The sequence below is a fragment of the Bradyrhizobium sp. NBAIM14 genome, from assembly GCF_020193895.1.
Classification (GTDB): Bacteria; Pseudomonadota; Alphaproteobacteria; order Rhizobiales; family Xanthobacteraceae; genus Bradyrhizobium; species Bradyrhizobium yuanmingense.
On record NZ_JADYVQ010000030.1, the window covers coordinates 14626 to 40600 of the forward strand.

Genomic DNA, 25975 nt, shown 5'->3' on the forward strand with positions numbered 1-25975 from the left:
TCCAGAGGCGATCATAGCTGGCGATCGCTGCAAGAATACTGGAGCGCGCGGTCGGAGTGCTTGGACGCGGCGTTCTGGGGCGTTCACGATAGTTTTCTGCTGGGTTCGATGCTGCCGAGTCGGTTCCGTGGCAAATCACAAGCGACCTCAGGCTTCAAATTGGCCTATTATTCCGAAACTGAGAACGAATGAAGTTCGAATCCACCAACTGGGTGCGTCAACAATCGGGCACCGCGGGCCCGCAAGAGAGCTCATCGGCTCCGTCCACAGATGCGGCCGCCTTTGAGCAGCAGCTGGGCGAGATCGCTGTGCCGTCTGCTCCCGTGCTCATGCAGGTCCGCGCCCATCAAGCGGATGCATCGCGATCTGAGGCGCATGCCGGAGAGGATGAGGCGGTGCTGGGCGCCTCAGCGCTGCAGACCGCTCAATCAAATTGGGTCTTGGTAGGTCGCAGCAAGGATCCGCTTTATGCTAAGGATGCGCCCCTTATTTCCGGCCTTAAGCAGGCGCTCCTCTTGGGTGGAGCCGTTGAGAGCACCGCCACGAGCTACGTCGGTTATCTGCTCAGCTTGAGCCGTTGGCTCTTTGCAAACGACAAGCCGGCCATTGCTGATCGGCTTCATGACGAGACGATGGACAAGGATGTCGAGGAGTTCATAATAAAAGGTGGGACGGCGAACGTCCCTTGGGCACTAGCTCATCTGCGGACCTCTCAATTGACGGGAGGAGCCGTACCGATCGCAGGCCGCCCTGACCTGACTCCTTATCCCAAGGACGGGACTCTCATCAAGGAATACAAAAAGCAAGCAGTGGCGGCCCGAACTTCAAGTACCGCCAAAACCTATGCATCTATTCTCACGGATTTCAGCCACTACCTTCGTGCAAACAACAAGCGTGGCATTGCTGCTCGGTTTCAGGACGAGACATGGAACGACGACGAACCGCTGAATGAAGAGATCAAGCGCTACAAGGACGCCGGGGGTAGCAAAAGTATCGGCGCGGCACTTGATCATCTCCGTAACGGAGCGAGAAAACTCAACGGTCCCCCTTTTCATCCCGAAGACGCACGCTTGATTTCCGGACTTCAAGAAGCACTCGTTGAGGCTGGGTACGAGGAGATCACCGCTAAGACGAATTATGTTGGTCCTCTTCGCAGATTTAGCCGGTGGCTCTTCGCAAAAAAAAAGCCGGGAGTGGCTGCTCGGCTTAACGACGAATCGCTGAGCAACGACGCTGCGATCTTCGATAAAAATCGCAGGCACCTCGTTCTTACCGCACTAGATCGTCTCCGCGCCTCTCAGTCGCCGGGCGGAGTCGCGTCAATCACTGGCCGGGCCGGGGGCATTGAGGCCGCGGCTAAGCAGGGCGGGTCGCAGCCCGCCTTCAGTTGGCCAGCGGCACTCGCTGAGGGGGATGATCAAGATTTATTCTTGGGGACGGTCGACGAAGCCGGTGCATCGTCGTGTCTTCAGCCACCGCGGCATGGCCTAGCATTGGATCCTACAGAGTCCCCTAATCCCGTGAACCGGCGCCACCAGGACGACGAGCTGACGGATGAACGTTACAGCAACATTCTCGTGCCAGGCGAGCAGATTCCCATCATGCGGGCGAGCGGCCACCCATCTACGCCGCCTCCGCACGGTCAAGGCGGTAGAACGATGCTGAATGCCTCGGCGCTACCGCCCGGCCATGCAAATTTTGTTTTCGCAGGTAGCAGCCTGGATCCTGTTTATTGCGAAGATGCGTCTCTTATTGAGGGGCTCAGGCCGGCACTCATCAAGGCTGGGGCCTCCGAGAGCACGGTCGGTCGCAATCTACGTGGTCTTCTCAGCTTGGGGCATTGGCTCGTAAAGAACGACAAGCCGGGCATTGCTTCCCGGCTTTACGACAAGTCGCTGGACAAGGATGCCCAGGAGTTCGCCGAGAAGGAGAAGCAGGCCATCGCTATCCCACTGGATCTTCTTAGAGCCTCCCAATCGCCGGGCGGCATCACGCCGTTTGCAAGCCGGGTTGAGCGGAATCCCTATCCCCAGGATGCGGATCTCATCAAAAGGTACAAGGAAGAAGCAGCCCCAAGCACCGCCAACACCGCCAGGACCTATGCAACTCTTCTTATCGATTTGAGTGATTACCTCCGTGAAAAGCATAAGCCCGGCATTGCTGCTCGACTTGGCCACGACTCGCTGGATGAAGATGTCAGCCAGTATAAGGAGGAGGACCCCCATGGCCGCAGAAAAGCCGGGGCCGCACTGGCTCATCTCCTGAGGTCGCCGGCGGGTGCTAGAGCGATCGAACTACGGCGTCATATTCGCCCGCTTCCTGATCTCGAAGACGCGGTTCGCGCCGAGACGAGGCGGACGACTGCGCAGCACAGCGGGTCGAACGGAGCTGGCAGCTGGCCGGAGACTCTGCCTGCGAACCAGCAGGATCTGCTTTTAGAGACGATGGACGGACGCAGCTCCTCGCCGCCTCCGCAGGTCGTCGCTGTTGAGCAGCAGCTGATGCAGACCCTATCCCATCAAGTGGTGGCGTCACCATCGCAGATGCAAGCCCCGATGCCGTCGCCGGACGAACCGATCGGCGAGCAGCTTCCGGTCGAAGACGCGGAGCTCTTGGCGAAGTTTCGTGGAGACGCGGAGCTGCGCAAGCTCACCAAAGGGGCCATCAACAACGGTGTTTACGGGCTTGGGGCATTTATTCGCTGGGTCAACGCGAGTCATAGGGGCCCGGTAGCTTCTCGGCTGCGCGACGGTTCATCGCTGGACGCGGAGATTGCGAAGTACAGGAGCTCGGGCGGTGACCCCAACAACCGCATTAGATCGGCTCTGAATCATCTCCGGCGGCTGCTGCGTGGGGGTGAAGAAGTGGAAGCACCTGAACCCCGCGTCCTCGGTGCCCCCCGTCGCCTAGTTCCTCATCCAGAAGATGCGCCCCTCATCGAGGGCGCGCTGAACCAAGCTCTGAAAGATCTTAAAACTCCGACTGCGAAGCTGAGGCAGTCTGCGCAACAGCGGGCGAGGCGTCTTCGTGCGCTTAGTGCGTGGCTTAGAGAGAAGCGCAAAGGGAGCATCATCGGGCGGCTAAACGGCTCGAGCAGGGAGCAGGTATCCCTCGACAATGACGTGGTAGCATTCCAACGGACTGGAGGCAGAGTACACGGTCCCGATTTGTCGCATCTTCGCAGCTACTTGAAACTCATTGAGCCGAACCGAGAACTGGGGCTGCCAGGCCCTGAGCAGCCGAACTCGCCGGCCGCGCAGGGCGATTGGCACTCGGGCTCGGCGCAGGATCTTCCCTCAACGCCGGCCAGCCCGAGCGCCGGAGCTTGGGTTTGGTTGGGTGAACAGGTGCAAGAACGAGCATCACCATCCTGGCCCGCGTCACATGCTAAGGGCAGGCTTGAGCCATCTTATGGTCTGATTGCGCCGACGCCGTCCGAGTTGCGCAATGATGCTCACTTTGCGCCGGCGCATCCTACCAGGCTTCGCTCGGACACCTACGGCGGCCTAGAGTCTCTTGTTGATCTGAATGCGCCGACGCCGTCCGAATTGCGCGACGATGCTGACTTTGCGCCAGTGCATCCTGCCCAGGCTCATTCAGACACCTACAGCGGCCTAGAGTCTTTTGTTGATCTGAATGCGCGGACGCCGTCCGAATTGCGCGACGATGCTCACTTTGCGCCAGCCGATCCGACCAGGGCTCGCTCAGGCGCCTACGCTGGCCTTGAGCCATTTGTTGATCTCAATGCGCTGACGCCGTCCGAATTGCGCGACGATGCTGATTTTGCGCCAGTGCATCCTGCCCGAGCTCGTTCAGACACCTACAGCGGCCGAGAGCCTTTTGTTGATCTGAATGCACGGACGCCATCCGAGTTGCGCGACGATGCTCATGTTGCGCCCGCGCATCTTGCCAGGGCTCGCTCAGACACCTACGGGGGTCGTGAGCCATTGATTGATCTGAATGCGCCGACGCCGCAGGAGCCGCGTGATGATGCTAGTTATGCGCCTGTCCCGCGCACATCCGCCGATGCTCAGATCGGGGCTTTGGATCCGACAGCCTCATCCCACGGCCGCAGCGGACTAGCGCTCGGCGCCAAGGAATGGCTGGGCGACGAGCACATCCACAGGGATTACGAGCTCCTGGCGCAGGAGTTGCAGCGGGACCGTCCGGAATTCGCCGCCCTGGCGCAGTTCGTGGATCCCCTGATAGCCCACTATCAATTGCGCTTCGGCGCCGAGCCCGACATGCTCCGTGCATTCCGGCGCATCGTCTACGATCCGAATGGTAATGATACCGCCGACTTCCTATTCCTGCCGGTGAACGATGCAATGGATCCTAATCGCCTCGGCACGCATTGGTCGCTGCTGCTCCTTGATCGCCGCACGCGAGGAGAGCCGATTGCCTATCACTACGACTCTGTCCGGGGACACAACCACGAGCCGGCAGCGCAGCTCGCACGACGGCTGCGCGCCCGCCTGGAGTCACCTAGCATGGCCCAGCAGCGGAACAGCTATGATTGCGGCGTCTTCGTGGTGGACGGCACGCGGGCGCTGGTTCGACGATTGGCCCAAGGAGAGCGGCCAGGGCACGAGTTGCTGCACCTTGACAACCTCGTCGCCAATCGGCGGTCCCTCCAGGACCGGCTTCGAGCTCATCCCGGCTTAGGCTAAGGGAGCGCGAAGCGGCCGCGAGACCGAGGACTTTCTCCGCAATGCCCACCTCGACATTCCAGCGACCGTCGAGGCGCTGCGCCAATACTGGATGCCGATCCGCTCCCGGCTACAACTGGCAAACGGATAGGTGGATTTCCGGCACCGAAGTCGATGCGAGCCATGCTGTCTCCGATGGCACCAACAGCTGTCTTGCCTTCTCGGGCGCTGTTGTTATCGCCACTTGCGAGGCAGGTCCAAACGCCTTTGTCACAGGGACTGCTCGAGTGGGTTACGCCGCTTCGGCCTAACAGGCCAAACGCTGGGCTACATCAGGGCGGGCAGCCTGGCAACATAACCGAGGCAACATAACAACGAATTCGAGGGGCGCTTTGCGGCTTCCTGCAGCATACAACGCAGTTCGATTATAGTCGCTTCGGCTGGACCGTCGTCGGAGTCGCTTTGAGCAAGCGCTTACACCTGCTTGGTGTGTCAAATTCGAGTACGACTACATGGGCTTCGATGGGGACGCGTCTGGCGACCCCGCCGACGGTGCAGTTCCCCGCCCCGCCGACATTGCCGCCAGGACAACCAGCTTGTCCAGCAACTGTCACATCGGAAAGATCAGATTGAATCACCATTTCGGCGGCGACGCGAGCGGGGCGGAATGGTTCGACGCATCGGTCTATCCGGGACGAGCGGCCGCCAAAACAATAAAGCCTGTTTTCGATACGGGCGACTGGTCGTTCGAAGGGGCTCGCGGGTCTGGCTCAGCAGAGGCACATTCCAGTGGGACTACACGAATCAGCCGCCGATATCCGGAGATAGCGGCATCCCCAATTCCACGCTCACCTATCATGGCTTGGACGGCATTTCCGGCGAGCTGTTCGCACGGCTTGATAGTCCTGGGGGATATTCCTGAAGGGCAACGTTGGCTCGGACGCTTCAACAAGGGAAGAATGAACGAGGATTCGAGCATCGGCAGTACGGCCTATGCAACACTCTGTGAGATCAGGCCAACGGAAGGTTCACGTACTACACCGCCGATGTCGGTTACGACTTTATGTGCGGTAGCACCTACAAGCTGGGCGCATTTATCAGTGGCACTTACTTCGGCCAAAAGTCGGATTCGATCGCATGCGTGCAGACAGCCTCGCCATACGGGGCATGCGCGGTTCCGGCCCAGCAAATCATCGGTACTCAAGGTGCCAATTGGGATGCGCTGCGCGTCGGGCTTAACGCCGAGACTATGCTGTTTGAGCGCCGTGAGCGCAGATGTTGCTTACCTGCCATGGACCGACTTCACCGGTCGTGATAACCATCTCCTCCGTCCTGAAACAACTTTCTACGATCAGTGCAGGCAAGGTGGGGGGCGTACAGATCGAAGGAACGCTGTCGTACCTCCTCGGCAGAAATTTCAGTATCGGCGTCGGCACTCGGTACTGGGCAATGTGGACCAAGAATGACAGCGATGTCACATTCAACTGCAGCGGCTGCAGCGACCGAGGCACGTTCATCCAGATCCCTGCACTCGCAAAGTACAGCATGGAGCGATGGGGTACCTTCTTAGAGGTGTCCTACAAGTTTGAGTGAATTGGTCTGCAAGCGCATAAGTCTTATAGCTAACCTAATCGATGCACGATGAAAGCCTGCAACGCGTAGGCTGCGCGGCGCCGCTGCCTCCGGGCGAACCGCCCACGGAGGGCAGTTGCCGAGTTGCGAGCAGCCTTCATGCCTTCTCTTTGCGGAAAGATGAGTCCGGATGAATCGTCGGCAGTCAATTCAAAAGCAGAGATGGTTCTCGTACCTTTGTAGCTCCGCAATCATCTTTTTTTTCGTGTTCGCCCGCATTGGCAGCCGATGTACGGCGGGCCAGTATGCCAATAACGGACTGCGCGACAGTAAAGAACAAAAAGCAACGCTTGCTGTGCGTCGATAAAGCGGGCCGCAGCCCTAAAGACAACTCGCTTTCTCAGGAGATTGGGGACAGCTCATCTTAAAGAGATCGTTGCCAACCCCCGGCCAGACCGCTCTCAAAATCCATGATCCAGATCACCTTGATGTCGCCCCTGGAACGTTCATTGATAGCTTGTCGAGATCCGAAACGTGAGATGCCTCTACTCGACGCATGGCTACCGTTGCTGCAGTGCACATCGGCGCGGAATGGCTCCTGTTGTTTTCGCTCAGGCTGTCGAACCAGCGGCAGAACAGGAAAGGCTGAAAACCGGCTGCGCCCTGCTCGATAGTATCCTGTCTGCCGCCTGCAAAAGGAATATGGGGAGATCTCTCGCGCGATTTTGCAAAGAGCCTTGTCCCGAAGGTGCCGAAAATTGAAATATTAGCGGCGTCGCCACCGAAGCGATAGCTGAAAGTAGGAGAGGTTCCGCTTGGGGGAGCGGGTCAGTGCCAGCGCGGAATGAGCCGGAGACGATGATCCTGGGGCGCTATCCCCCCGCGCCGGGTTTGCAAGAAGCTCGACGCGCCGAGACTTACTAATCAACGGCGGTGTCTTAATCTAGGACGCCGGGCTCAAGCGTACCGGCACTAGATGGCCGCGACGGCGTCCCGTCGATCATGAGCTTCAGATAAAATCCTATAGTTCGGCAGTTGCAGGAGATCGGCTTCCTCGAACGTTCCCAGAAACTCGCGAGCAAGGTGTTGCGCATCTTCAGCACCAACTCTGAAGGAGATAATCGATCCGGCATTTCCGAGCACCGCATCGCGCACATCCGGTTCTAACCGATGACGATAGTGATGTGCGACAGTGCAGCCGACGCGATATTTGCGCAACCCCGAGAACATATTTGCCATCCCGAGAGTGGTGAAGTTTTGAAACTCATCAATGTAGACGTAGAAGTCTGGTCGCTCACGCGCCGGCAATTCAGCCCGACTGAAAGCGGCAAGTCCGAGCGTCGTCACAAGCAAGCCGCCAAGAAGGGACGAGCTGTCCTCGCCGATCCGCCCCTTTGACAGGTTTACGAGCAACACCCTGCCCTCATCCATGATCTGCCTGACGTGGAGATCGTGCGCGGGAGCGGCCAGGAGGCGATTAAACACCGGCGCCTACCTTGTTTTGGATCGGCGCAGTGCCGTCGGCTCGGTAGCCGAACGAAAAGCGCTCAAATTCGTTCAGGCAGAAATTGCGGACAGTCTCATTCTTCAACTGTCGCGCCGCGGCCATCCCGTCCGCGCCTATCTCGATCGCGACCTCGCCGGTCAGTGCAGTCTTTGATATCGCAGCCAGTGTGGGGATCTCAAGCGTATGGTTGTCGCCGAGCTTGCTCGCCCAGTCTACGCGCAGCTTCTTCAGTCCGTTCAGCAACTGATCGCAGCAGGCCAGCTCGATCGCATGGCGTTGTCCATAGGCAAAGCCGACGGTCTCAACCCGGGCAAAGCGCGACAGCGCCCAAGCGAGGCAGGTGGCGGAATCCTGACCGCTCAGAAAATAGAACCAGCGCGGCTTCGGATGTGAAATCGGTCATTGAGAGGATTCGCTTAGAATGTGAAGAGTTGAAATCAGGCCCGCTTGGCAATGGCGAACAACGGCAAAGAAGCCTGCGATGAATGCCGCTTTCCCTTCATTGAGTTCAGACTTAGAGGACGCAATTCATGATCGTCTCTAAGGTGAAGCCGCAGAACGCTTTGACGCGCAGGGTTGCTTACCCCACGCCGAGCAACTTGTGCGTCTGAATGCTGACACGCCAGTCGCACGCAGTCGCCTCCTGAATGCAAAGCTTCGTCGCCTTGCGGCTTTGGCTCAAGGGCTGCAGCCATATTATCGGCATGAACTCACGAGGGATGTTGAGGGCCAGGAGCTTCTCGATATCGGCAGGCTTGCCCACGCAATGTTTGATCTCGTTGCCACGCCGCAGCGGTTCATCCAAAACAACGGGGCGTGCCAACTTTCGGGCTGATGGTCACCCACGTGCAGGGGTGCACCTGAATGGCATGGGTCCCGATGTCTTCACCTGCACCGAGAAGCCAGACTTGATAAGTAGCGTCGTCAATGGCTGAAAGTCGTACGCTGCGGGCTCGCCACCCGTGATCACGACATGCCGAGCCCTAAACCCCTGCACGGCGAGCAATATTTCCTCCGGCGACATCCTAGCCCCGGGTGGCGTCCTCGATCCCGTGATCTCGGCTATCGGCACTTGACATGCTGGATCTGCCTTCCATCTGCGCTTGCTGTCGCACCAGAGGCAACCAACTGGGCAGGCCTGTAGCCGCAGGAACACTGACGGCGTGCCGCTCTTGCAGGCTTCGCTCTGGATACTTTCAAAGATCTCGTTGACCGGCAGCACGGCTCGTTCCCCGATAGATCGCGCTGTTCGCACCGTGCTCTTTGACTTCGACAGATGCAAGCCGGCAACGCGGAGCAAGTCGCTCTGTCAGCAGCCACTTGCTCGCGATGCCGTAGACGTGCTCGGCAAACTTTTCGCAGCCGACAGCAGGTAGCACAACGATATCCGCCACGCCGCGCCGCTTCCTGGAACCATTCAAGCTCCGGATTGTCCGCAGCTACGACGGTCTTATGGTCAAATGTGTGTTCGAGGATCGCTTTCAGCTCTTTGAGGCCGCCAAAATCAACGACCCAATTCTTGTCGTCTAGGGTGTCGGCCTCGAACTCGAAGCGAAATGACAACGAGTAACCGTGCAGCAGACGACAGTGTGACAGCGCGCGCCACTGGCGAAATGTAGCGGATAGTCCGGTTTCATGACCGTATGTCTTCGTCGATAGGTAGGTCACGGTTGATCCTTGATCAGTGCCATAAATTCGCTGCGCGATATTTTGTCGTCGCGGAAAGCACGCGCATGATGCTGGTTATCATGATGGTGTCAGTCTAGCGAACACCACGCTAGATCATGCATTGGTGCTGCGCCCTAACGATGACGGCCAATCCCTTCGGCAGGATACGGCGTTCCAGTTCGTCCGCCAGCATAACAGCGGCCTCCTCCTGGATGTGCGGGCGCGACATGATCCAGTTGGCAAGGCGCACAAATTTGCGCGCTTCGCGGTCGCTTTGGTGTTGTGGTCGCGGCTGGTGTCGATAACCATGGCCTCAAGCACAGCGTGCACGTGCTGCTCGACCTCGGCTTGGATCACATCAATGTCACCAGGCAGCAGATATTCTGCGATATTGTCGTTTGCCGCAAACGACGCGCCGGCGTCGCGCAGGCGTTCACGAATTGCTTGCGTAGAGCTCATCAGAACTCCTGTGCAGCTTCGCTAGTTTGCGTGAACGACATGATCTGCGGCCGACACGCGCTGAACAAAGCGCTTCAATTGGGGAGGTGCCTTACCCGGGGCAGTTTTTAGTATCAATTTGCATACGATCGAGAACTTTCATCTCTCCTGCGTCGTTGACCGAGAGACCACTATTGCCGAAACGGTCCTTTATCGTCTCCCTGCAATCAGCATGCCGCAAAAGTATCTGTGCGAGACTTGCTTGAGGAAGAGAAAATCAATGCATCGTGCCGCGACGGCCGATCATTTGCGACTTCGTGTCGGGATTCAGACATACACACCGACAAGCGGACACGATTGAAGCGCCAGCAAAAGCAACCAAATCTTACCCGCCCCGAAGTCATCAGACAGTTAATCGGCCCCGTGATTGGCGCGAAGAACCGATGAACGGGACATCCGAACGCGTCAAGGTCGAAGATGTCGCCCAAATAACAGGCGAGAACAAGAGAGCTATACAGGCAGCGGCAGCTCGGGGCGAAATTCCTGGCCCGGCAAAGCTATTCAAGGCTTGGACATTTGACCAGGTCAAATTGCGCACGTGAATCGCCACCAAGAGCGCGAAGCGTTGACGCGGCTCGCGAAACTCATGGCAGCATGAAGCCGCGGCAAGCAACGCGCTCATCGCCTGACCAAGCCAAGCGACGTGGTCTCCCGGGTTCGGGCACCAGTGAAGCTAGATACGAACGGGCAATGGCGAGGCTCCGCAGCCGAAGAAGATGTACCGACTAGCAGCGCCTGGACCTGGTCCGCGAGCCCTCCTTCCGCGAGCGACAGGAAGAGATTGCAACACTCCAGCAGCTCGTGGCCTGACCGCTTCTTTGTGGACGCGGTACATCCCGCCGAGGATGTCGGTGTCAAGGCGGCCCGACCGGCAAGCCGAGTTCATCGTCGAAAATCTCAACACGATCGAGCAACTCTTGATCGGCGCGGCGTACTGGCCTGACGGCAACTCCCCGACGCGTGCTGCGAACCTGCGCGCGGGCCTTGTTTTGTAGCAAGAGCGCACCAAGCGAGGCGGTTCCGGTGCAAATCGACTTTGCCGCGGAGCTAAGGAGTGGAGTTATCGTCTCGACCCGATCGCTCTCGACGACCGAGAGGATCCTGTCATTGGCTGTCGAATCCTAACCCAGCGATCCTTCTGGCGGGAGGGATCCATGGCTACCATTCCAGAGAGCTGGTCTCCAAACATCGTGACTGGTAAAGGATTCAGCATCGAGGAAGGAGATGGCCAATATCCATAGACTGCCGTCACATAGCGATTGAGCTCGGTTCCCGAGGGTCAAAATGCGGTGGGGTGCATACACCTCTGAACGGTTTCCTTCTAGGTGACGACATCCATCGGCCTTTTGACCTGGAATGCGTGATCGTCTCATTGGATTGTCGGCACAAGGTCAGCAGCCGCTTGAAGGACCGTTTCGACAATGAAGTTCGCGATGATCATGATCCTATCTTGGAGAGGCGCGCTTTAGCTTCGTGATGAAACCCTGCGACGTGAAAGCCATCGGTTGGATCGAAATTCAGTTGTGGACGCTGATTGACAGCCGAAATCGCGGGTCATCAGGCGTTTTCATACAACCAAGACCCACAGCAGAGATCAGCTGATTGGAAAGTGCTCCAATCGGCTCTGGTTCGAGGTGTTCGGGAATCTCAGCTAGCCTTGTCTGTCTAGCGGATCACAAATGTCACGCTGACGCTCGTGGCGCAGAGTGATTCAATTCCGATGCGGAGCAGAAAGAAAGATGCCGGTCATATCCACACGCCGCGCTGAAGTCACAGATGCCGGAACCGTCGCCGGCTTCGTTTATGCTCTCCAAGTCGAGCTCTTGCGCCGGATGGCCCCGGGGATCGAAATCGTCACGCAAAGCGCGGCGGCAGTTCTTGCGGATGTCAGCGTCGTCGCGGTGATCGCTTGCGGAGACAACGAGCCGGTTGGCGTCATGGTTCTAAACGAATGCACTGCGATCTACGCGGGCGGCAAGTTCGGAGAAATCTCGGAGCTCTATGTTCGCCCCGACATGAGATCGCAGGGCATTGCGCCTCATCTGATCGCGGTCGCTCTGTCCGAAGGACGCGCGCGAGGATGGAAGCGGCTGGAGGTCGGAGCACCGTGGCAGCCGAAATGGAAGCGCACCCTCGACTTCTATCTGCGCAACGGCTTCGAGGAAGTCGGCCCCCGGCTTTGCCGCATGATATGAGCCGGTGGGGTCAACTTAGAGTCGTCCCTGGATGACCAAGAAGCTGAGCGGATCAATCTAGCTTGGAACCCAATGTTCTTCGTTAGGGCCGGTTGATTGACCGGAACGCGTAATTGTCTGTGCGTTCTGGACTTATGTTTTTTATTTTTGTAGTGGGCTAATGGCACTGCTGTATTTGCCCCCTGAGAACGACGACTCGGTCTTGCTGTGTTCCGTCGGGTGCCCTAACTAGCATTACAGTTGCAATTTTTGCCTGAGATGGGCTTTGCGCGCGTTGGCCTGATGAGCCCTACGCCAGGACGACCATGCGAGGACGTAGGCGTGCGAGATGAGTCGCTGGGGAAGCTTCATGGCGATGGGGCGGATTTCCCGGATCGACAAGCGGATCAAGAGCGATGCTTCGGTCGAGGCCGCGGTCGCATTTTTTGAGCGATGGTCCAGTGTTGGCTCGATGACGGATGACGGCCATCATGGCGAAGGCCAGCATGACGAGTGAGACATGGCGATGCCAGCCATGCCAGGAGCGGCTTTCGTTGTGGTCAAGGCCGAGCTCGTTCTTGGCGGTTTCGAAGCTGTCCTCTATAGCCCAGCGATGGCCTTCCACCGACGCCAGCTTCTGCATGGACCTGCCCTTGGGGCACCATGTGGAGAAGGCCAAGCTGGCGTCAGTAACGTTGCGACGGATCAGAAGACCCCCCGTCCATTCTCCGGCAAGGTCGTCGTTGTATTCACCAGCGTCGAGATCGGCCAAGTGCCAGCGCGGACCTTTGGTCCCTTCGCCGGAGGCGGAGCGGTGCCAGGCCACTTCTTGGGAAGGCTCTGCGCGATCGCGGAGGCGGTGCCGGCGACCGGCTGCTGCTTGCCCCATGAACGGAACACGTGATTGGAAGCAACGCCCAGAACATAGCCTTTTCCCGCCTTGCGCAGCAGGGTTTCGATCTCACCTGTGCCATACACGCTGTCCGCCGTTACGAACGAGAACGGCACCTTTGCGGCGATCGCGGAGCGACCATTCGACGCGCGATCTTGGGCTTCGTAGCAAAGCCCATCGCTCGGGACATGCGCGGCTTTCAGGCGAGCGGGGTCGTCCGTCCATTCCTTTGGCAGATAGAGCGCCCGGACTCGTTGTTGCCGGTCGTCTTGAAGGTGCCGATGGTCGCCATGGTAGTTCTCCTTGATCTCTGTTTTCCGAGCCCGCACCTTGCGGCCTCGATGGTGATCGACAGGCCGGAGGTGATCGACGGCGCACCCCGCAGGGGCTCGACAGCAGAGGAGGAACTTTCTTGTTTGGCGAGGAATGACGGCGCAGCCGGCAGGGGATGAGCGTTGTGACGCCGCTGTTGCGCCATAGGCGATCGAGGCTGCTTAGCCGGCCTTCGGCCAGATCCACCCATCGAAGAGGCCGCTTCGTGCGCTCGATCCGAAACAGAGCTGACATCAACGAGAACGTGGCGATCCTCGCGTCCTGCAAAGACCGGCGAGCGAGTTTGACCGAGATTGGCTCTCGGCCGCGTGGCGACAGACGGATCAAAACCTCCGCGAGCGCACTTGAGCAATACGCCCGCCAAGTCGAGTCGGCCGTACTTGTGATCCGCCGCTATTCGGTCGATCGCTCACGACATTCGCCACGTATCTGTCTCACTGCGGTCGAGCCGCGGCGCTTGCACTGCCCTGAATGTCACCTCAAAAGACTATGACAGCGTGCGCTCCGGCTGCGTGATCACGTCATCCTCACGCGACGTGACGTTATCAGCCCATCGGCCAAGCCTTGCCCGGCTGGTCCGGGCGCGGTCAGTCGCCGGTCTCTGCATGGACAAATCCGTCCACAGCATGGCGTCTCAGCCGCCTGGCGAGCGATCACCGTGCGAAGCAGGCAATTTCCTGTGGCCTGCGCCACGTACGCATCCTGTCAGAATACAAGCGCGCGCTTCATGTCTGAAACCCGCCTCCAACTGTCTTCGAAAGCCACATTGCGCCAAAGGACACAAGCGTGCCCCTTCTGCAGTGCTGGCCCAAATCCTGCACCGCCTCTCCGCGTCAGGGCGGCGGCAGCAAGATGGGAGTCGTGTTTGGGCCTCGATCTGTCAATGGACAGTGTGGTTGCCGCACCGGAGGTTGCCTGTCTGCACCCCGCCGGGGGAACGGAAGACGCTCCTGCTTGCCACGGCCTCGCGCGGCTGACAGTTGCTTGCTCACCCTGAAGAGAGATGTCAATACATGGTCGATGAATTGGATCTGCGAACCTTCACGCCACATCCGCAACGCGACGCCGTGCTCGGCGAAGTGCACGCACGCCCTTTCACGCGCCTTGTTTCGCCATTCAGCGTGATCCACTTGGCTTTTCTTGCGCAGGGTGAGGCGGCCACAAGCGATCGCTGCCGCTTTATCGATTTTTGCCTCGAGCGCAATCTTCCGCCACCTGAGCAATCGGCGAAACTTCATCAGATTGTCATCGGGACCGCTACGCTACGTTGGGAGCAGCATTCGGAATTCACAACATTTACCTGGATCTGGAGTAACACAAATGTTTCCGCCGCAGACCGATTTGACAAAGTTGATGGTACCGTCCGATCGCTGATCCGCGCGTTGCGTCAGACCGGACAGTTGCTGGTCGCGATCAGGCTAGAAGTGGAGCAGGATGCCTCGCCGACCAGGCGCGCCGAACAGGTTTTTGACAAAAACAGCCTGGCCATGGTTGCCACAAAGAACGGCGCAGGCGTTGCCGCCTCAGACTTCCGCGTAGACGAAAAAGGCTTTACGAAAATCCTCGTCTGCGACCTCGGATTGACGTCGCAGGATCTCGGAGCGCTGGTGCAACGGCTCCTGGAGATCGAGACCTACCGTCCACTGGCGCTGCTTGGCCTGTCGGCCGCCCTTGAGCTTGCACCTTCCGTTGATCGCATCGACCGCCGTCTTGTTGAGGCGCTCGAAAAAATGCAAATCGGTGAGGGGCTGCAGTTCAACAACCATCTGCTTGCCGAGTTGACGGCGCTGGCCGCCTGCTTCGAAAAAGGCGCGACCGGCAGCCTGTTTCGCTTCGGCGCCAGCAGAGCCTACAACGAGCTGGTCCAATCGCGACTGTCCATCATTGAAGGCAACGATGTCTCGGGTTATCCAACCTGGTCGTCGTTTCTGGCGCGCCGCATGGCGCCCGCAATGCGAACCTGCGCGACCGTAGAGGATCGTCAGGCGGCTCTGTCGGTCAAGCTCGCGCGTGCCGCCGATCTGTTGCGAACCCGTGTCGACGTCGAAATCGAACGACAACATCGTGACCTGTTGCAGGCTATCAACGAGCGCGCCAGACAGCAACTTCGGCTGCAGTGCACGGAAGGATTGTCGGTCGGAGCGATAGGATATTATGTGGTCAGCTTGTTTAGCTATCTTGCCAAGGGCGCGCATGACGTCGGACTGCGAGTAGAGCCCTCGTTCCTGACCGCAGCCTTCGTGCCGATCGCAGTCGGCGTGATCTGGCTGGTGAGTTACAATGTCCGAAAGCGACACCTCAAGCACGACAACGCGCCCTCGGTTGCTTGCGACTGACGCTCCCTAACAGAATCAGTGCGTCCATCCTGCGAAGCTCGCATGATCGTGGTGCGACGCTGCCGCAAGATCGCGGCCGGCTCCTGCGCAAGGTAATGCCCCGCCCGGACTAACCGGGCGAGGCATTTTTGGATCGGCTCAGTCGCCCTTGCACTAGAAACGAAGCGTCGCTTTGGAGGGACAATGATCTGAAATGGCCAGCAAAGGATCCGGATGGCCTTGGCCTGCCGGGCGCGTCCCGCCGAAGCGCCCGATCGCAACCTTGATGGCAGGATCTGGAATCGAAAGGCTCGCGCTCACGAGCATCTGATCAAGGCCCAGGGGATTGCGGCAGCCAAGGCTATCGGCCTTTGTCAGCGGCTTGACGGCCTCTTGATCGAAGAGCTCACGCTTCGAGCGTTCGCAGAGTTGCTTGGCGACAGGGTTGACCGGGCATTCCGGCTCCAGATGGGAAAGGGCGCTGGAAGTGGGGGCCCCATCATTGACCTCGCCATAGAGGCTGCGAACGAGGACGCCACTCGGAAGGGAGGAAGCGGGATCGCTTCCGTCCGAGCGAATATCTGATTTTCCGATCGAATTTTTCTCGTGCGACAGATTGCGGTTGAAGTCTCCCATCAGAACGACCGGCATGCTGGCAGAGCTCGCTTCCAGCCAATCCTCCAACGGGCGCACCTGTTTCTGCAGAATGGCACACGCATCGCCCCCGCCGTCAAGCTTGCCGCGGTCTTCGAGCGGGCTGACGCAGGAGGATTTGAGATGCACGGTCATAACACGCAACGGCTTGCCGTCGATCTGCAGCGTCAGTGATAAGCCCGGGCGCACCTGATCTACGGCGGCTAGATCCGGGAGTGATAGGGGCGCAACGACCCCACAATCGGAGCCCGTCCCGAGGTTCTTTTTCCAAGCAATCGCGAGCCGCTGGACCTTGAACGTGTCGAACGAACAAATCTCGTAATCAGCACCGTTGTTGGGCAGAACCTCGCGAACGGCGGTGGCGCCGCTAACCTCCTGAAAAGTGATGATGTCAGGATCGAGGTTCGTTCGGATGAAATCCTGGAGTTGCTGCGAGCGCTTTTGGTAGGCGGCTTCGGTCACCGGCACGATCTTGAAATTGGCCTGGTAAACGTCGCATGGCGGCTTTGCCGCGATGTCCCATTTGATCTTTGCGTTTCGTCCCCATTTGAGCTCCCAGCCCGGCTTGGTGGCCCCTGCCGTCGAGGGTTCAAACAATCCACTCGCTGGATTGAGGGCGAAAGGTTGACCGCAATCACGAATCCACTCCTTCGCCTCGACCTGGCTGAGATGCCAGCCCAGATTCCATGTCGCAATTCGGATGTCACGCGCGTGGGCCGTCGGCGCTGTGCCGAGCAACAAGACGAGGGCGAACAGGACAGATCGGCGAAGAATCATGTAGTGCTCCAGACGTTTGCAACAGACCGGCCCTATTCAGTTTGGGGCGACCGTACTTGGTGAAGGTTTCCCTTTGCCTTGAGGGGTTGCATGCCGGCCGGGCGGATGGGATCGCGGTTGCCAGCGACACAGCCATTGGGAAGCTTACCGGTGGCTCCCTCCCCGCGCAGCACGCTCTCGCGCGTGGCATTTCGATCGATTCCCCACGCGTGCTCGATGGCAAAGCGAAGCTCGTCCGCCAAGCACTCAACCGCCCAACGGAGATCGTGCCTGTCGCGGCTTGGAAATTCCTCCGTCTCTGTGATCTGCTGGCCGACAAGCCGCGCGGCGTTCCGGACGCCGGCATCGCCTACCATCTCCAATTCGCCCCAACGCAATTCCCAAAAGCGCTTGGTCGCCTGCTTCCAGGTTTCATCTTTAGGGTCGAGCTCCCACTCTGTCAGGCGCTGAGCCTGCTGAATGGTCTCGAAGAAGAGATCGAGCTTCTTCTGCAAGAAGGGCTTCTGCGCCTCGATCCTTCGGGTCAGCGCGGCCTGGCTGCGTGCCTCGTCGCGCTCGGCAATGACTTCGGCCTGCTTCGCAAGCGATTCACTAAGGAGCCGGGCCTGCTCGGTCTGAAACTCGTAGACCTTCCAGACCCCGGCGATCACAGCGCCGGCGATGGTCCAGGCCGCGACAGCGATGATGGTATAGCGTTTGGAAAGACGGAGAAGGGCTGAGGATCGTGGGGTCTGGGCCATGATTGCAATTGAATAGGTTCGATCGGAAATGGTTTGTTCGAGTACAAAAAACAAAATTCAAGCAACGTCTGAGAAACGAAAACATCAGAGCGCCCCTATAAGCCGCGCTCCCTGGCGAGAGCGGCCTTTGTGCCTTTCTTATAGGCGTCTTTCACCCACTCATCCCGCGTTTGCTTGAGGACAAGAGGATCGGCCTCCGAGCCCGGCTTCGGTTTCGTGCCTGTCTTTTCGTGGGTCTTGTTCCAGATCGCGCGGGCACGGTAGTGATTGTAGAGGCGCATCAACTCGGCAACATAGGCTTGGGCCAGATGCGTGTTGCCCTTGATCTCAAGGACATTCTCGTCGTTTGAGTTTTCCGATGCCTTGCTGAAGTTCGGCGAGCCCGTGTAAATGGTGGGCGTCTCCGTATCCCCATCGATCACGATGAATTTGTGATGCACGTGGATAGGCGGCGGGCCACTCGATTTCTTCTTTGTGGCTTTCTTTGCCGGTTTTGCTTTGCCTTTTGCGGCGGAGGCATCAAACGGTGAGGTATCGATGGTCTTGAGCTCGGGCAGGAAGCCGCGTGGCGCATTGGCGCTAAAAGCGGCGTAGGGAAGTGTGTCCGGGTTATTCTGCGAGCGATGGAAAATGGTCGCGGCGATCTCCGGAAGCTTGCGCTTCTCGCCCTTTTTGGTCGGCTTGTCGGGATCATCGATGCTGTTGAGAAGCCCGTAGATCAAGTGCTTCGACGAGTCTCCCTTGGCAAAGATTGCCTCCATGAGATCCTTGTCGGAGGCCGTGTACATGCAGAACAGCACGGAGGACTTCGCGTTCTTGACCGCCTCGGTCACCGTGTCGAGAAACTTTCGGCTTTCGCCGGGCTCGGGCAAAAAGAAGACGCGCATTTCGGTGCCGTCGACGTCCGTGACGTCGTTCCAGTCCGGCGGGTCCATATCTTTCTTGCCGAGATTTTTGGCCAGCACGTTCGCGCGCTCGGCGTAAAGCGCGGCAAGTTCGCGGGAATGGATGATATGAAGGAGGTTGGCCTGGATCGTTTGGGCTTCAGGCGTAAAGTTGGTCGAGCCCATCAAGACGGCCTGCTCATGCTTTTTCCGGTAGAAGATGATGAACTTATCGTGCATTAGCTTGGATATGGCATCCCGCTTATGGATCGAGATGTTGGGTCGTGCCTCCGCGATCCGATGCGCGGCGGCGCGGGACTTGGTGTCGTCAGCTTTCTCGAAATAGATGATCGAGCCGCGCCCTTTGAAGGCCTCGAAAGCCGGGATGATCCACCGGTCGTCCGACAGATGATAGATGGCGCATTCAAATGCGTCGCTCTCGCTGAGGATTTGAGGAATGGCGTTTTGCAGGCCGTTGGCCAGCCATCCATCCGCTTCTCAAGCGGCTTGTCCTTTTGCTTGGCAAAGCTCTGCGCGCTGACGACGGCGCGATTGAAGTAGGTGGCGATCTGTCCTTCGAGGGGCCTTGGCACCGTCACGGTTCTTTTTCCGGCCGCCGCGTCCTGGAGCTGCAGATCGCCTGGGCTGGTGCCAAGCACAGGAATAACTGTATACTCGAACGTCTGGCCTTGATCGTCTAGGTTGATCCCGCCGTCCCACCAGTTGAACTTTTGGATCGGCGCCTTATCGCTTCCCTTTGGGCGGGCGTCCTCCGCGAGGGGCACAAAGTCGAGCTTGTTGAATAAGAATTGCGGCTTTCTGTCGCGCCCATAACCCGGATTGCGCTGGATGGCGAACCCAAGGAAATCTTCGTGTTCGGCGCCGTCTTTCCAATCGAACGTCAAGAGCACGCAGCTCGGGCTAGCATAGGCTTTGACTGTCACCGCCGCGACCATGATCGCTCCCCCGCTTCGAGGCGCATCATGCACGAATACGACGCTCGCGCAATACGTGCGGCGGGTGTATAACGCCCGTCGAAACGTCTCACGCTGAATTACTTTTGTCATTTTCGCCGGAGGCTTTGCGATGGGCGTCATTGTGCCTAGCCAACTGTACACCGCTCAGGAGTTGCTCGGAGGCTTCAACCCATGGGACCCCATGGGCTTCACGCTCTCCCGGGACTTTGCGATCTACCGTGAGTTCGCAACCGACGGCGGGCCGGTGCCAACGTCACTCGCCGTCCGCGCCGCGCAAGCCGCGCACGACGCAGCCATCGCCGATGCCCTACGCATCTTTCTGAAAACGGTTCAACGGCCGCTGGTCGGCGTGATGGGAGGTCACAGTCTTTCCGCGAGACCATGCGGCCTATAAAGCCATTGCTTATTTGGCGCGCGAACTTGCCCGCGCGCACTTTCTCTTGGTCACGGGCGGAGGGCCGGGGGTGATGGAGGCCGCTCATCTGGGCGTGGCTTTTTCATCGTTCGAGAGCGTAGGTCCGCTCGACGAAGCGATCGGCCTTTTAAGCGCTGTACCGAAGGCGCCCATTCTGGATGACCTTTTTACTGACACCTGGACCATCAAGGACGAAAAGCTCGGCGCCATTGACGACGCACGCAGATGGCTGAAAGTAGCGCTCGAGGCGCGAGCCAAGGCGCCCGAAATTCTCCCCGTCAGCCTCGCTATCCCGACCTGGCTCTACGGTGCCGAGCCGACTATGCCCTTCGCAACACACTATGCAAAGTATTTTCAGAACAGCCTAAGGGAAGAGGCCCTCGTCAACAATTCGCGTGCCGGCATCGTCTATGGGCGAGGCGGCGGCGGAACCATGCGGGAGGTCTACCAGGACGTGGAGCGGAACTACTACGCGAAGACCCTCGACGAAGTGACCCCCATGATTTTCTTCGATCCCGATAAGTATTGGGAAACGGATCCCGTCATGGGTGACGCGCGAGCTACCTCGCCCGGCATTAATGTTAAGCCGACGATCCGCCCAATCCTGATGCTCGGCCTCGTATCCGACAAGCGGCCTAAGAAGGAAGTTGAGGCGTGCCTCGATGAGAAGCTTCTCTTCACGACGGATCACCCATCCATCATGAAAGCGCTTCGCGGCCACGAGAAAAAGTCCCAGCAAAATCTCACCTTCGCACTTGCGGCGGAGCCTCTCAAGATCGGCACCCTGCGGATGAATCGGCGGTAGCAGAGCGACATACTGGAGGTCAGCCCCCGTATGAGAGACGTCTGGCTCGTGGGGTTGTCCCAAGGGTTGGTTCGATGTCAGTAGCTGGTTACGATCGGATGCTTTTCCTTGGCAATCGCCAGCCCCCTGGACTGACCGCAGCGAGAGCAAAAGTGTCGCGCGGTTCGACATGAGCCCAGACGGCGCGAGGCACTTGTCCGCCCACTCCTCTCTTCACCATCCGGATCGTGATCTAGCGCTGCTCCAGCTGAGCACACCCGTTTCCGACGCGGGCGGGAAGCGCTGCCCTATCCCCATTGTCTTAAAACCGTCCCAGGCTCCGATGGGCACTTCGGTGCTCGTACTGGGCTTTCCGCTCAATCAGGACCTGAGCTTGTCGGGCGGTCTGATCAGCAATCACGGCTCCCCACCCAAGGAACTGCGGTGGCAGACGGACACTGTGATGAACCCGGGCAACAGCGGGGGCCCGGTTTTCGAAGATCACGGCTTTCTGTTGGGTATCGCGGCAGGCGGCATTGTCCAGTGGACCTTCGGCGGCGAGACACGCAAAGTAAACGGTGTGAATTACTTCATCCCCGCGTCGGAGCTAATCGCAAGTCCTTTGTATGACATTGCCGAGGACAAGCGGTGTTGGCGCGTGGCTCAGGACGATCTCGTGGTCGACGCGAACACCACCATTGCGGTCGACGGGACGGCGTCGAAAGCGCCCCTGGGCCCCGCCAAGCTTGAGAGAAGCTACACGGTTTCAGAGACCAAGGACGATCACCCCGTCGCCCTGGCATCGCATTCCCGCAACTACCAATCCCGATTTGCTGCAGAGCCCGGCTACAAGGTTGTAGCCTGTGTGCCGAAGGCAGAGAGCGAAAATAATGCACACGATATCACCTGCAGTATCGATAGCGGTGGCGGTTCGGCGGTCTTTGCGTATCGGTTGGAAAGTGGGCCCGCTGTCGATCGCTGGCGCGGATGGTGGGCCGGTTACGTGACTTTGCGGCAGGAGCGCATTGCGGGGGATGGCCTGCAATAGTGCGAGCGGGTAGCTGCATAAGGCAGGATCGCGAGGGGAAGCGATTTCGCATGCAGCGGGGAACGAACGAGGCAGGGGGACGAACGTGACAGGATCGCGGCGATTAGCGCTTGTGCTGGCAGGCGGGCTCGGCGGATGCGTCATCGTGCCCGACATTGCTCCGGACTGGGCTCTGCCGATGGGGGAGATCATGCTCCATTCGGCCTGCGAGCTCCAGGATGCGCTCGGCACGCTTGACCGCGAGGTGCCGCATGAACTGTTCAATGCACGAAACTGGAAGATCGCGGTCACACTCAATCCAAAATCAGAAGCGGATATCGTTCCTGGTGTCGGCTTGACGCGGAAGGTGCCCGCTACGGCGACGACACCCTTCTCGAACTGGGTCATCGGCGGTGGTAACGGCGTCACCCTTGATATGAGGGGCAGCCATACCTGAAGCGTCGATCAATTTCGACTCTGAAAAACCTATCCTCGATAGTGCCCTGCCCTGCGAGTGCGAAACGATTTCGTACCATTCGCTCACAAAGAATCTGGCGATCAAGGATTGGCTCTATCGTTCCGTGCAGGCCACGGCTCTCGCAGGCTCGGCCATCGACAACCCCAAATTCACGGCTCAGGTCGCCGTGAAATTCAATGGGACCGCGAGCTACACCTACACATTCCCGCCAGGCACCGATTTTCTCACACTGGGAGGGTATTATCAGCTCGACGAGACCTTGAGCATCATCTTCACGAAGAAGCCGGCGGTCGTCGCGAAATATGACCTCTTGACGCTGCCCGAAGGTGGCGCTGGTTTCAAACGAAATCGCGCGCGCCAGGTCACGTCAACCATTTCGGTCCTCGAAGATCAACAAGTCTCACTTCAGCAGATTCGGCAACAATTGCAAACTGGGCCTCAGCCGACGAACTGTGCCTTCACGCTCGGAGGCAAGAAGCTCCGGGTGACGGAGGTTGGCAAGGGCCAGGTCGAGCAGATCGATATGCCTTGCGACGGCCTGCCCCTTTACCTGCCGAAATTCGCCCGAGCAGGAGGCACGGGTTTCCGCGAGGCTCCTGCCGAGCTCGTCAAAGGAAGCCGATCGACAACCAGGGCACGGCTGCGACGATCAGGGTGCCGATCAGCAGCGCGATCATGTAGCCCACGATCGGCTTCATGCCCTCGTCCGGGTTGATGCGGCTGATGGCGCAGGCGGCATAGTAACCGACGCCGAACGGCGGCGCGAACAGGCCGATGCCCATGGCGAGAACGACCACCATCGCGTAGTGGACGTCGTGCACCCCGACCTGCCGCGCGATCGGGAACAGCAGCGGGCCGAACAGGACGATAGCCGGGATTCCCTCCAGCACGCTGCCGAGGATCACGAAAGTCACGATCGTCACGGCCAGGAAGACGGGGACCCCGCCGGGAAGGCTGGTCATGAATTTGGCCAGAGAGGCAGAAAATCCCGATTGGGTCAGTGCCCAGGCCATGCCTGTCGCCGCGCCGATGATGAGCAGAATCGCGCCTGACAGCGAGGCTGTCTCGACCAGCATCGGATAGATGCGACGCCAGTCGAACTGGCGATAGACGAAGAGACCCGCGCAGGCCGAATAAAGAATGCCGATGGTCGAGACCTCCGTTGCAGTCGCGACGCCTTCGACGACCGCGGTCCGGATCACGAAAGGCAGCGCGATGGCCGGTATCGCGATGACGAAGGCGCGGCCAATCTCCCGGGCCCTCGCCCTTTTGACGTGAGACAGGTCCTCGCGGCGATATCGCCACCAGACCACGGCCGCGAGCATGACCGCGAGCACCACGCCCGGGAGCAACCCGCCAGTGAAGAGCGCCGAGATCGACACGCCGGTCACCGAGCCGATTGTGATCAGGACTAGCGAGGGCGGGATCGTTTCGGTCTGCGCTCCGGTTGCCGCCAGAAGCGCAACGAGGTCACCCGGTTTGGCCCCGCGCTGCCGCATCTCGGGAAACAGCACAGGAGCCACCGCAGCCATGTCCGCTGCCTTGGAGCCGGAAATGCCCGAGACCAGATACATCGCTCCGACCAGCACGTAGTGCAACCCGCCCCGCACGTGGCCCAGCAGGCTCGCCAGGAAGCTGACCATGGCGCGCGCCATGCCCGTCATCTCGATCAGGAGGCCGAGAAAGACGAAGAGCGGCACGGCGAGCAGGATCAGGTGGCTCATGCCCTCGTCCATTCGCCCGATCATCACCACGTCGGGCGTGCTGGTCGTCAAGGCGAGATAGCCGACCGTCGCAAGGCCAAATGCGAACGCGATCGGAACGGCCGCGAAGACCATTGCGCCGACGACGAAAACGAAGAAGATCAGAAGATTCAGATTGCCGAGCGGCTTCAAGACGGGAGCGAGCAGAACGAAGGTCGCAATGATGCCTGCAACGAGCGCCAAGGAAGCCAGCAAGCTGCGCGGGCTCGCGATGCGGATGAGGCGGAGGACCGCTGCGACCAGCATCAATCCAATCCCGATCGGCAACGCCGCCGCGCGCCAGCTGTTGACGATCTCGAGGGCCGGCGTCGTCACGAAGGCCTCGTCGGCCGCGAACTCATAGGCCGGCCAGACGACCAGCACCAGGAAGGCCAGCGATGCTGCGGCCGCGACCGTGTCCAGGAATGCGCGAACTTCCGCACGCAGCACACCGACAATGGCGGTCATGCGCATGTGCTCGCCGCGTTGGAACGCAATCACGGATCCCAGCATGGCGAGCCAGAGGAAGAGAATGCTGGCGAGTTCGTCAGACCAGATAAGCGGCGAGCGGAAGACGTATCGGCCCACGATGCCCGCTGATAGCACCGCGATCTCCGCCAGCACGAGCAGTGCTGCCGGGACAGCGACGAGATGACCGAGGACGGTGTTCGCTGTCAGCACCCAACTGCGCCGGCCAGCCTGCGTCGCGCTGGCCGCCGCACCGACCTCGACGTGGGGCGTATGACTCACACTGGTCATGATAATTGGCCCGCGGCTTTTTCGAGTTGCGACCATGCTTCCTCGCCGAACTTGCCTTTCCAGTCCGCGTAGAAGCTGGTCTTCGCCAGGGCCTGGCGGAAGGCGGCGCGATCGACGTCGATGAATTTGAGACCCTTGGCCGAGAGATCGTTGCGCAGCGACTGGCTGAGCTTTGCGATGTCGGCACGCTGATCGACCGCGGAGCGATCGAGCTCGCGCGTCACGATCTCCTGTACGTCCTTGGGCAGGCGCTCGAAGGCGCGCTTGTTGCCGAGGATCCAGTAGCCGTCCCAGACATGCCCCGTCAGGCTGCACGTGCTCTGCACCTCATAGAGGCGCGCGGTCGCTATGATGGGCAACGGATTCTCCTGGCCGTCGACGACCTTGGTCTGCAGCGCGGAATAGACCTCGTTGAAGTTGATCGGGGTGGGCCCGGCGCCGAGCGCCTTGAAGAGCGAGGTGAGCAGCGGCGCGGGCGGAACGCGGATCTGGAAATTCTTCAGATCATCCGGGGTGCGGATCTCGCGGCCGGACGAGGTCACCTGGCGGAAGCCGTTATCCCAGGCCTTCGACACCGCCATGATCGATGTCTTGGCGATCTGCGCCCGGATGTAGGTGCCGAGCTCGCCGTCCATCGCCTTCCACACGCTGTCGTAGTCGGTGAATGCGAAGCCGGTGTTCACAATGCCGGCGCTCGGCAACAGAGTGGCGAGGATCGAGGACGATAGGTTGAAGAACTCGACGCCGCCGCTGCGAACCTGGGTCAGTAGTTCGGTGTCGGAGCCGAGCTGATTGGCCCGGAACAGCCTGATCTCGAGCCTGCCGCTCGTCGCTTCTCGGATGCGCTCGATCGCCTCTTGCGCGCGGATGTTCACCGGATGGGTCGGGTCCTGTCCGGTTGCGAACTTGTAGACGAACTCGGCGGCAGAGGCCGGACGGGTCAGAATCCCGCAGAGAGGTACGGCGCTCGCCGCGATTAATAGCGAACGGCGGCTGATGCTTCCGGGCTTCGAGACAGTCATGTTTTCCTCCTGATCCTGTATTGATGTTGTGCCGGCTGCATGGGCCTGCGCTGGTTTCCAGCTGTCCGGGCTCTTCGACCGCCCAAATTCGGGCAACAGCCATCGCTC

The 25975-nt window shown here is 59.5% G+C and carries 20 protein-coding genes and 2 pseudogenes; 8 read left to right on the forward strand and 14 right to left on the reverse strand.

Annotated features, from left to right (window positions below; genetic code table 11):
* Positions 1-188 precede the first annotated feature (188 nt).
* Positions 189-4670, forward strand: coding sequence for a Ulp1 family isopeptidase (locus I6F28_RS35030; RefSeq protein ID WP_225143495.1), 4482 nt, complete (start codon positions 189-191; stop codon positions 4668-4670).
* Between the two features lie 2523 nt (positions 4671-7193).
* Here the strand turns inward: I6F28_RS35030 and I6F28_RS35035 are convergent.
* The 7 genes and pseudogenes from I6F28_RS35035 to I6F28_RS35065 form a co-directional block, all read right to left on the reverse strand.
* Complete coding sequence (locus I6F28_RS35035) at positions 7194-7706, reverse strand: type IV secretory system conjugative DNA transfer family protein (RefSeq protein WP_225131052.1); 513 nt, start codon at positions 7704-7706, stop codon at positions 7194-7196.
* A gap of 121 nt (positions 7707-7827) precedes the next feature.
* Positions 7828-8131, reverse strand: a pseudogene (locus I6F28_RS35040) (7-cyano-7-deazaguanine synthase); the annotation flags it as partial.
* Between the two features lie 177 nt (positions 8132-8308).
* Positions 8309-8551, reverse strand: a complete 243-nt coding sequence (locus tag I6F28_RS35045) for a hypothetical protein (protein ID WP_225131055.1) — start codon at positions 8549-8551, stop codon at positions 8309-8311.
* Positions 8552-8566: 15 nt separating this feature from the next.
* A complete protein-coding gene (locus I6F28_RS37935; RefSeq protein ID WP_368736808.1) occupies positions 8567-8983 on the reverse strand; it encodes a radical SAM protein in 417 nt (138 codons plus the stop codon).
* On the reverse strand, positions 8925-9122 hold the full coding sequence (locus I6F28_RS35055; protein WP_225131124.1) for a hypothetical protein: 198 nt from the start codon (positions 9120-9122) through the stop codon (positions 8925-8927). Before I6F28_RS35055 ends, I6F28_RS37935 begins: the two co-directional genes overlap by 59 nt.
* Before the next feature lie 16 nt (positions 9123-9138).
* Positions 9139-9396, reverse strand: a pseudogene (locus I6F28_RS37685) (6-pyruvoyl trahydropterin synthase family protein); the annotation flags it as partial.
* 109 nt (positions 9397-9505) lie between these two features.
* Positions 9506-9625 (reverse strand): GTP cyclohydrolase I, encoded by a 120-nt coding sequence (locus I6F28_RS35065; protein ID WP_249782202.1) that lies wholly within the window; start codon positions 9623-9625, stop codon positions 9506-9508.
* 1120 nt (positions 9626-10745) lie between these two features.
* Here I6F28_RS35065 and I6F28_RS35070 point away from each other — a divergent pair.
* Together I6F28_RS35070 and I6F28_RS35075 are read left to right on the forward strand one after the other, a co-directional pair.
* Positions 10746-10889 (forward strand): hypothetical protein, encoded by a 144-nt coding sequence (locus I6F28_RS35070; RefSeq protein ID WP_225131078.1) that lies wholly within the window; start codon positions 10746-10748, stop codon positions 10887-10889.
* A gap of 744 nt (positions 10890-11633) precedes the next feature.
* The gene (locus I6F28_RS35075) at positions 11634-12089 is read left to right on the forward strand and encodes a GNAT family N-acetyltransferase (protein WP_225143497.1); all 456 of its coding nucleotides are present in this window, start codon (positions 11634-11636) and stop codon (positions 12087-12089) included.
* A 289-nt stretch (positions 12090-12378) separates the two neighbouring features.
* Here the strand turns inward: I6F28_RS35075 and I6F28_RS37940 are convergent, their stop codons facing one another.
* Together I6F28_RS37940 and I6F28_RS37945 are read right to left on the reverse strand one after the other, a co-directional pair.
* Positions 12379-12840, reverse strand: a complete 462-nt coding sequence (locus I6F28_RS37940) for a transposase (RefSeq protein WP_463671689.1) — start codon at positions 12838-12840, stop codon at positions 12379-12381.
* On the reverse strand, positions 12774-13289 hold the full coding sequence (locus tag I6F28_RS37945) for a transposase (RefSeq protein ID WP_463671690.1): 516 nt from the start codon (positions 13287-13289) through the stop codon (positions 12774-12776). Before I6F28_RS37945 ends, I6F28_RS37940 begins: the two co-directional genes overlap by 67 nt.
* A gap of 1017 nt (positions 13290-14306) precedes the next feature.
* Here I6F28_RS37945 and I6F28_RS35085 point away from each other — a divergent pair.
* A complete protein-coding gene (locus I6F28_RS35085; RefSeq protein WP_225143499.1) occupies positions 14307-15629 on the forward strand; it encodes a DUF3422 family protein in 1323 nt (440 codons plus the stop codon).
* A 153-nt stretch (positions 15630-15782) separates the two neighbouring features.
* Here I6F28_RS35085 and I6F28_RS35090 read toward each other — a convergent pair whose 3' ends face one another.
* From I6F28_RS35090 to I6F28_RS35100, 3 genes are read right to left on the reverse strand one after another with little or no spacing between them, the layout of a single operon-like run.
* Positions 15783-17039, reverse strand: coding sequence for an endonuclease/exonuclease/phosphatase family protein (locus I6F28_RS35090; protein ID WP_225131093.1), 1257 nt, complete (start codon positions 17037-17039; stop codon positions 15783-15785).
* 32 nt (positions 17040-17071) lie between these two features.
* A complete protein-coding gene (locus tag I6F28_RS35095; RefSeq protein WP_225143501.1) occupies positions 17072-17833 on the reverse strand; it encodes a hypothetical protein in 762 nt (253 codons plus the stop codon).
* Positions 17834-17874: 41 nt separating this feature from the next.
* Positions 17875-19146: a phospholipase D-like domain-containing protein gene (locus I6F28_RS35100; RefSeq protein WP_306469184.1), complete on the reverse strand. Its 1272-nt coding sequence runs from the start codon at positions 19144-19146 to the stop codon at positions 17875-17877.
* 603 nt (positions 19147-19749) lie between these two features.
* Between I6F28_RS35100 and I6F28_RS35105 the strand changes: the two genes are divergently transcribed.
* The 4 genes from I6F28_RS35105 to I6F28_RS35120 all read left to right on the forward strand — a co-directional run bounded on the left by I6F28_RS35105 (position 19750) and on the right by I6F28_RS35120 (position 22323).
* On the forward strand, positions 19750-20034 hold the full coding sequence (locus I6F28_RS35105) for a hypothetical protein (protein WP_225131098.1): 285 nt from the start codon (positions 19750-19752) through the stop codon (positions 20032-20034).
* A gap of 70 nt (positions 20035-20104) precedes the next feature.
* Complete coding sequence (locus tag I6F28_RS35110; protein WP_225131100.1) at positions 20105-20860, forward strand: hypothetical protein; 756 nt, start codon at positions 20105-20107, stop codon at positions 20858-20860.
* A 169-nt stretch (positions 20861-21029) separates the two neighbouring features.
* Positions 21030-21887: a S1 family peptidase gene (locus tag I6F28_RS35115; RefSeq protein ID WP_225131102.1), complete on the forward strand. Its 858-nt coding sequence runs from the start codon at positions 21030-21032 to the stop codon at positions 21885-21887.
* Positions 21888-22032: 145 nt separating this feature from the next.
* On the forward strand, positions 22033-22323 hold the full coding sequence (locus tag I6F28_RS35120) for a hypothetical protein (RefSeq protein ID WP_225131104.1): 291 nt from the start codon (positions 22033-22035) through the stop codon (positions 22321-22323).
* Between the two features lie 629 nt (positions 22324-22952).
* Here I6F28_RS35120 and I6F28_RS35125 read toward each other — a convergent pair.
* Together I6F28_RS35125 and I6F28_RS35130 are read right to left on the reverse strand one after the other, a co-directional pair.
* Positions 22953-24845, reverse strand: coding sequence for a TRAP transporter large permease (locus tag I6F28_RS35125; protein ID WP_225143504.1), 1893 nt, complete (start codon positions 24843-24845; stop codon positions 22953-22955).
* Positions 24842-25867, reverse strand: a complete 1026-nt coding sequence (locus I6F28_RS35130) for a TRAP transporter substrate-binding protein (RefSeq protein WP_225143506.1) — start codon at positions 25865-25867, stop codon at positions 24842-24844. Before I6F28_RS35130 ends, I6F28_RS35125 begins: the two co-directional genes overlap by 4 nt.
* Positions 25868-25975: the final 108 nt, after the last annotated feature.

Bases quoted from the DNA above. Each gene is read 5' to 3' on its own strand.
- I6F28_RS35030 (WP_225143495.1), top strand. From the start codon at position 189: ATGAAGTTCGAATCCACCAACTGGGTGCGTCAACAATCGGGCACCGCG.
- I6F28_RS35125 (WP_225143504.1), bottom strand. From the start codon at position 24,845: ATGACCAGTGTGAGTCATACGCCCCACGTCGAGGTCGGTGCGGCGGCC.
- I6F28_RS35065 (WP_249782202.1), bottom strand. From the start codon at position 9,625: ATGTCGCGCCCGCACATCCAGGAGGAGGCCGCTGTTATGCTGGCGGAC.
- I6F28_RS35085 (WP_225143499.1), top strand. From the start codon at position 14,307: ATGGTCGATGAATTGGATCTGCGAACCTTCACGCCACATCCGCAACGC.
- I6F28_RS35115 (WP_225131102.1), top strand. From the start codon at position 21,030: ATGAGCCCAGACGGCGCGAGGCACTTGTCCGCCCACTCCTCTCTTCAC.
- I6F28_RS35075 (WP_225143497.1), top strand. From the start codon at position 11,634: ATGCCGGTCATATCCACACGCCGCGCTGAAGTCACAGATGCCGGAACC.
- I6F28_RS35105 (WP_225131098.1), top strand. From the start codon at position 19,750: ATGGGCGTCATTGTGCCTAGCCAACTGTACACCGCTCAGGAGTTGCTC.
- I6F28_RS35090 (WP_225131093.1), bottom strand. From the start codon at position 17,039: ATGATTCTTCGCCGATCTGTCCTGTTCGCCCTCGTCTTGTTGCTCGGC.
- I6F28_RS35130 (WP_225143506.1), bottom strand. From the start codon at position 25,867: ATGACTGTCTCGAAGCCCGGAAGCATCAGCCGCCGTTCGCTATTAATC.